Origin of the sequence: Kocuria atrinae C3-8, assembly GCF_000286355.1 — a bacterium.
GTDB lineage: Bacteria > Actinomycetota > Actinomycetes > Actinomycetales > Micrococcaceae > Kocuria > Kocuria atrinae_A.
The window spans coordinates 1-4,551 of sequence record NZ_AJXN01000182.1 but is presented as its reverse complement, the minus strand read 5'-3'; the positions used below and the strand labels follow the sequence as shown (position 1 = coordinate 4,551).

At 63.2% G+C, this 4,551-nt stretch carries 4 protein-coding genes and 1 pseudogene; 1 reads left to right on the top strand and 4 read right to left on the bottom strand.

Annotated elements, in window-relative coordinates:
• From YO9_RS0115460 to YO9_RS0115450, 4 genes and pseudogenes are all read right to left on the bottom strand, one after another.
• Window positions 1–332: pseudogene (locus YO9_RS0115460) on the bottom strand (amidohydrolase); the annotation flags it as partial.
• The gene (locus YO9_RS19195) at window positions 329–910 is read right to left on the bottom strand and encodes a trimeric intracellular cation channel family protein (RefSeq protein WP_223286686.1); all 582 of its coding nucleotides are present in this window, start codon (window positions 908–910) and stop codon (window positions 329–331) included. The gene YO9_RS19195 and the pseudogene YO9_RS0115460, both read right to left, overlap by 4 nt.
• The gene (locus YO9_RS19190) at window positions 883–1,095 is read right to left on the bottom strand and encodes a TRIC cation channel family protein (protein WP_223286685.1); all 213 of its coding nucleotides are present in this window, start codon (window positions 1,093–1,095) and stop codon (window positions 883–885) included. The genes YO9_RS19195 and YO9_RS19190 overlap by 28 nt, the downstream gene beginning before the upstream one ends.
• Window positions 1,096–1,258: 163 nt before the next feature.
• The gene (locus YO9_RS0115450) at window positions 1,259–2,491 is read right to left on the bottom strand and encodes an FG-GAP repeat domain-containing protein (protein WP_031273483.1); all 1,233 of its coding nucleotides are present in this window, start codon (window positions 2,489–2,491) and stop codon (window positions 1,259–1,261) included.
• A gap of 396 nt (window positions 2,492–2,887) precedes the next feature.
• Between YO9_RS0115450 and YO9_RS0115440 the strand changes: the two genes are divergently transcribed.
• A complete protein-coding gene (locus YO9_RS0115440; RefSeq protein ID WP_031273481.1) occupies window positions 2,888–4,492 on the top strand; it encodes an alkaline phosphatase D family protein in 1,605 nt (534 codons plus the stop codon).
• The last annotated feature ends 59 nt before the right edge of the window (window positions 4,493–4,551 follow it).

Sequence of the window (4,551 nt, the reverse complement as noted above, 5' to 3'; positions counted from 1 at the left end):
GGGGTCGTGTTCCCGTTCTCGTCCGTGAACGTCTCGGTGCTGACGTAGTCCAGGCCGGTCGCTTCCTTGACGGGTAGCGCGTCCATGTCCGCGCGCATCAGCACCACGGGTCCGTCACCGTTGCTCAACACGCCGACGACGCCGGTGAGCCCCACCTTTTCGTGGACCTCGAACTCGAACTCCTTGAGCTTCTCGGCCACGATGGTGGACGTGCGCTCCTCATGGAAACTCAGTTCGGGGTGGGAGTGGAAGTCCTTGTACAGCTCCTCCTGCCAGTCCTTGATGTTCGACTGGCCTTTCAGAATCTGCTCGGCCCCCTGCGTGGATGTCATGCTGCGCCCTCCTCTTTGTGTCCTTCCTGGCCGATGCTACTCCCGCCACCCGGCCCCGCTGCGCGGCCAGAACCACCGCGCTTCTTCCTGGATAGCCGCTTGGGGCGAGGTAGCCGAGCCAGCCTCTTGAAGGCTTTGGGACTCAAGTTCGCGGGACCGGGCAAACTCCAGCCGAACTTCCGTGCCGCCAAACTGATCGCAGCGCTGAGAACGATGGCACCGGCCATGCCAACCGTGTGTTGACCCAGCTGCGCCAGCAAGTACATCTCGATACTGGCGATCAAGGCGCTGGTCGCATAGAGGGTGTTGCCACCGAAGATCGCGGGCAGTCGGCCCACCGCGACATCGCGGATCATGCCGCCACCCACGGCAGTGACCACGCCCAGCAGGATAGACGGCATCCATCCCAACCCGGCCGCTAGCCCCTTGGTGGTTCCGGTGGCGGCCCAACACCCGACCGAAAGAGTGTCCACGAAGAAAAGCCCGCGCTGCGTCCACCGTTGGTCCAAGGGCAAGAGGTAGGCAATGAGCGCGCCCGCAAGAGCCGTGGTCAGGTAGGCGGGATTACTGAGCGCCACCGGGAACCCTTGCTGCAGCAAGTGTCGCGGAGCATGCCCCCGCCCAGCCCGGAGATGATGGCCAGGATCGTGAAACCCACCAGGTCCAATTTGAGGTGCCGGGCCACCACGCCACCGAGAATCCCATTGGTGATCACACCCAGTAGATCCACCGCATCAAAGACTGCCCTGGGTTCGATCTCCACCGGCTGCGCCTACTTTCCGTGTTGACTCCTTACCCGGTACAGCCTAAATCCGCTCCGGCACTGTGATGATCAAACACTCGGTCTCTTGACGCACGGGGCGCGACCGTCCCCGTCGGTTTCCCGCGGACGGCCGCCGCTGAATCACGTGTCAACGAGCTGCCACTCAGCTACGTTTCAACATCTCGACAATCGTGCTGGAGTAACCGAACCCCACCACGTCGGCTCGATTGTCACCGTTCACGTCGGCCAAGACACGCGGATACAGGTCCACGGTCCACCCGTCGTTATTGCCGAACTCTCGGAGCCACAAGCTGGCTGCGCCCACGGACCCGTCACGCTGGGTCAGGGCCACGTAGGTACCCGAATATCCGAACCCCACGATGTCTGCGGTCCCGTCACCGTTGGCATCGGCCAACGTGCGAGCATGGTGTCCGATCTTCCAGCCGTCGTAACTGCCGAAGTCGGCCACCTTCAGTGTGGGTGCGCTGAAGCCACCACCGAATCGGCCGTAGGACACGTAGGTACCCGCATTTCCGAATCCCACGAGGTCTTCGATCAGGTCGCCGTTGAGGTCACCCGTGACACGCGGAGTGCGTTGCTCGCTCCACCCTTGGTTGGTTCCGAAGTCGCCGACCCTCACGGTTGGTGCCGTGAATCCTCCGGTCGAGCGCGCGTAGGCAACCGTGACTCCCTTGGCACCGAATGCCACGATGTCATCACGATTGTCACCGTTGACGTACGCCAGCTCCCGAAGGTGTTCGCCGATCTTCCATCCCTGGGCCGCTGTCAGGTCGTTCACTGCAACCGTGGGAGCGGTGAAGCCACCGCCGACTCGCGCGTACGACACGTAGGTTTTGGAATATCCGAAGCCGACGATGTCCGCCCGGCCGTCATTGTTGACGTCGCCCAATTCCCTCACGTGCTCACTCTTGAGCCAGCCTTGGCTGGTTCCGTAATCACGCAGTGCAAGAGTGGGCGCGGTGAAACCGCCGTCCGTTCGGCCATAGGCAACAGTGGTTCCGGCAATACCGAAACCGACCACGTCCGCCCTGCCGTCGTCATTGACATCGGCCAGCTGACGAGGGTGCTCGCCCTCACGCCAACCTTGGTCATATCCGAAATCACGCAATCTCAACTGAGGCGGTGCAAAGGTCCTGTTCACGCGGCCGAGAGCCACGTAGGTACCTTGGTCGCCGAAACCGACGATGTCATCCCGACCATCGCCGTTGACATCCGCCAGCAAACGCGGATGCTGCTGAACACGCCATCCATTGGCGTAGGTGAAATAGGGTTGCGACGCCGCTTGGGCGGGTGCCCCCGTCAAGACCACCGCTGAACTCGCGAGCGCGAGGGTGGCGGCCACACTCAGTACTTTGGTTTTAGCTGTAGAACTCATTGCAGGTTCCGATCATGCTTGATCATGCAGAACGAACCCGAGCTGAAGTTGTCTCCCGCGATGTTCACGCGGTGAAAAGCCCAGTGCATTACCGACCCACGAGCCCAACTACTCAGCGGCGAAAAAGGTATCGACCGGGCCCCGGCCCGGCGATGTCAGATCAGACAGAAAACCCGCGGGTCACTCGCACGAGTGCCCAGGTCGTTCGGCCGCTTCTCGACATAGTTGTGTAATCCTCGGATTACGCCCTTTCTAGCGGGAAGTCAATATCACATGACCCCTAATGCGGAACAGGGAGAAACTGGCTCTGACCAGCACGATCAAAAATTCAGATACCCGCAAGTTGGATGTCATCCGGGCTGTCCACTATGAGCCCATGCTACTTCTCACGCGCCCATCAATCGTCGTCAACTCGTCACCGGAAGCCTGGCCGGCGCGGCACTCGTCGCCCTCCCCGGCACCGCAGTCGCCCATCGCGGCGAGCGCCCCGCACCGGGACTGATCAGCAAACGCCTGACCCTTCCCAGCGGCGCTGCCTCCGGTGACGTCGCCTCCAATTCGGCAGTGCTGTGGGCGCGTTCCTCGGGTCCGGGTCGTCTGCACGTGACCCTCCAGGCGGTCTCCGCCGACGGCGCTCCGTTGCGCGGCCGTTTCGCCCGCGGCCTTCGCCTGACCTCCGGTTGGGCCACCCCGGAGACCGATCACACGGCCAAGATCTTCGCGGGCAAGCTGCCCTCCGGAACCCGCTTCAAGGTCACGTACGCGTTCGAGGACGAGCGAGGCCGACTGGGCGAGCGCGCCGTCGGCAGCTTCACCACCGCCCCGGGCAAACGGTTCGGTCCGAAAACCTCGGCGGCACAGTCTTTCGTGTGGACCGCGGACACCGCCGGCCAGGGCTACGGCATCAACGAAGAGATCGGCGGGATGCGCGGCTACGCCGCCATGCACGCCACCAAGCCGGACTTCTTCCTGCACTCCGGGGACACCGTCTACGCGGACAATCCCATCGAGAAGACCCTGGAGGTTCCGGATGAACCGCTGTGGCGCAACGTTGTGACCGAAGAGGTCTCCAAGGTGGCCGAAACGCTCAATGAGTTCCGCGGCCGCCACCGCTACAACATGATGGACAAGAATCTGCGGGCCATGTACGCGGAGGTCCCGGTGATCGCTCAGTGGGACGACCACGAGACCACCAACAACTGGTGGCCGGGCGAAATCCTCGAGGACGAGCGCTACACGCAAATGCGCGACGTCGACACCCTGGCCGCTCGCGGCCGTCAAGCGTGGCAGGAATACATGCCGATCGCTGATTCGCGTGCGCTGTCCCGGGGCACCGGGTTCGAGCCGGCCCGCATCTATCGCAAGGTCGAACGCGGTGACCACCTGGACGTGTTCGCCCTGGACATGCGCACCTTCAAGAGCGAGAACTCCCCGGGCAAGGAGCCCCACGAGACGGATATCCTGGGCGAGGAACAGACCCGGTGGCTGATCCGAGAACTGCGGCGGTCGCGGGCCACGTGGAAGGTGATCGGCAACGATCTCCCGCTGGGCCTGATCGTGCCGGACGGCAAGGACCAGGAGTCCATCTCCAACGCCGACCACGGTGCGCCGCTCGGTCGCGAGCTGCAGCTGGCCAGGATCTTGAAGGCCATCAAGGATCACGACATCAAGAACGTGGTGTTCCTGACCGGCGACGTCCATTACTGCGCCGCCCACCATTACTCCCCCGAACGGGCGGCGTTCAAGGATTTCAAGCCGTTCTGGGAGTTCGTGGCCGGACCCATCAACGCGGGAGCCTTCGGTCCCAATAAGTTGGACCGCACCTTCGGGCCCCGAGTGGACTTCGAACAGGCCGGCCCGCCCATGGCCTCTCCGCGCAACGGTGACCACCAGTACTTCGGTCACGTGGCCATTCCCGAGGACGGCAGCGAGTTCACAGTCAAGCTCATCAACGCCAATGGCAAGGCGGTGTATCAGCGCACGCTCACCCCCGAGCGCTGATATTCCAAAAGGCGACGCCGCTGCGGTGACCTTGGGCAGCCAAGGTCACCGCAGCGGCG

What these genes read in the sequence shown, in the direction of transcription:
- YO9_RS0115450 (WP_031273483.1), bottom strand. Translation starts at nt 2,491, where the DNA reads ATGAGTTCTACAGCTAAAACCAAAGTACTGAGTGTGGCCGCCACCCTC.